General features: G+C 73.3%; 4 protein-coding genes. All 4 read right to left on the bottom strand.

Translation table 11 applies throughout. The features are described from left to right. Nucleotides 1-105: 105 nt before the first annotated feature. Entirely contained in the window at nt 106-879 is a 774-nt protein-coding gene (locus V7067_RS17695; RefSeq protein ID WP_334177196.1) for an enoyl-CoA hydratase/isomerase family protein, read from the bottom strand. Continuing rightward, the gene (locus V7067_RS17690) at nt 876-1,352 is read right to left on the bottom strand and encodes a heme-binding protein (RefSeq protein WP_334177195.1); all 477 of its coding nucleotides are present in this window, start codon (nt 1,350-1,352) and stop codon (nt 876-878) included. The genes V7067_RS17695 and V7067_RS17690 overlap by 4 nt, the downstream gene beginning before the upstream one ends. After that, complete coding sequence (locus V7067_RS17685; protein ID WP_334177194.1) at nt 1,349-1,714, bottom strand: Dabb family protein; 366 nt, start codon at nt 1,712-1,714, stop codon at nt 1,349-1,351. The genes V7067_RS17690 and V7067_RS17685 overlap by 4 nt, the downstream gene beginning before the upstream one ends. After that, the coding region (locus V7067_RS17680; protein WP_334177197.1) for an MOFRL family protein at nt 1,714-1,858 on the bottom strand (145 nt) is incomplete at its 5' end. The genes V7067_RS17685 and V7067_RS17680, both read right to left, overlap by 1 nt.

Below are 1,858 nucleotides of genomic sequence, written 5' to 3'. Positions count from 1 at the left end.
CGCAGGCGCGGTCGTATCGCGGAAATGGGCTGTCATACGATCCTCCCAGATCGGTCTTTGCTTTTTTCCAAAATTAACTAACCGGTCAGTCCCGATCAAGAGCCGTCAGGCCCCGGAGAACACCGGTTTTTTCCGCGTCAGGAACGCCTCCCGGCCGCAGGCGGCATCGGCGGTTGCCGCCACCGTCAGTCCGGCCAGCCGGTCGAGGGCCGCGGCGGGCGCCTCGCCCCCGGCCGCCATCAGCACCAGCCGCGTCGCTTCCGCGGCGCGTGGCGAAAGGGCGGCGGCGCGCCGGGCCGCCTCCAGCGCCGCGGCCAGCGGATCGGCGCTGACGGCATTGATAAAACCGGCCGTCTCCAGCCGGGCTGCGGGCAGGCGGGCGCCGGTCAGCGCCATTTCGCGCAGCAGCGCCTGCGGCATCAGGCGGCCGAGGCGCTGCAGGCCCGACCAGCCGGCCGTGACCCCCAGCCCCGTTTCCGGCAGGCCAAACACTGCATGCGGGGCGGCAAAGCGCACGTCGCACAGCGCCGCGAGTTCCAGCCCCCCGCCGAGCGCCGCGCCGTTGATGGCGCCGATCAGCGGCACCGGCAGGCCGGCCAGACGCCCGAACAGACGGTGCCCGCGCGCGATCCACTGCCGCGAGAACGCCAGCGGATCGAGCGCGCCCCACGCGGCGATGTCCGCCCCGGTGGAAAACGCGCGGTCGCCGGCGCCCGTCAGCACCACGGCGCGCAGCGCCCGCTCGTCGCTGAAGGTTTCTGCCGCCTCGTCCAGTGCCTGCAGCAACCCCTCGTCCAGCGCATTGCCGCGCCCGGGGTTGGAGAGCGTCAGAACGGCCACCCCCTCTTCGGGGCGGGCGATCAGCAGCCGGCCGCTCATGGCGCCCCCGCCGGCGGTTCGGTGGTCTCAAGGCGAAGCGCGGCCAGCGCCGCCCGGGCCAGCGCCTCGTCCTCCGCGCCCGTGGCGCCGGAAACGCCGATGGCCCCGACGATGCGGCCGCCGGCCACGACGGGCACGCCGCCCTGCCAGGTGATGAGCCGCTGCCGGCCCGACAGCGCGATTGCAAGCGCCGGCTCGGCGGCCATGCGCGCGCCGAACGCCTGCGTGGTCTTGCCCATGGTTGCCGCCGTATAGGCCTTGTCGAGGGCGAAGGCGGCAATCGGCGCGGCAACGCCGTCGGCCCGGCGCAGGCACAGCACATCGCCCCCCGCATCCGTCACGGCCACGGCAATGCCGAGCCCGGCCTTTTCAGCGGCGTCGAGCGCGGCCGCAGCAAGGGCCGCGGCTGCCGCGCCGGAAAGCGAGGCGCGGTGCTGCAACAGGCCGGCCTCGCCGGGCGCGATGGCGCTCATGGGGTCTCCTCCGGGCTGTAGTCCAGCACCGTCAGGGTGCCGACATGGGGACGCAGCCACGCCGCAAAGGCGACATGGTCGGGATGGACGAGGTAAGCATCGCGCGCCGCCGCGCCGGCGAAGGTCAGCGTGAAGACATGGCTGTGGCCATTGGCGAGGCCCTCCGGGCTGGCATCGCGCCCCCACTCCAGCGCAACTACGCCCGGCACCTGCCGCGCGAGCGCCGCGAAGCGCGCTTCCGCCGCCGCGACGGTTTCCGCCGCGGTGCCGGCCCGGAAACCCAGCAGAACGACATGACGCAGCACCGCCCGATCCGGCCCCGGCGAGGGGCGGGCCGTTTCTCCGTTGCTCCGGTCCGCCATCAGCACACCTCCTCTGCGCCGGCTGCCACGAGGCAGAGGCGGATATCGTTGACATTGGTGCCCGTCGGCCCCGTCACCACCGCATCGCCGAGCGCGGCAAAAAAGCGGTGGCTGTCGTTGGCCTGAAGGGCGGCATGGGCATCG

Source organism: Pseudoxanthobacter sp. (assembly GCF_036822375.1).
GTDB lineage: Bacteria > Pseudomonadota > Alphaproteobacteria > Rhizobiales > Segnochrobactraceae > Pseudoxanthobacter.
Note: the sequence above shows the minus strand (reverse complement) of the source record. Positions and strands in the feature narration are given on the sequence as shown.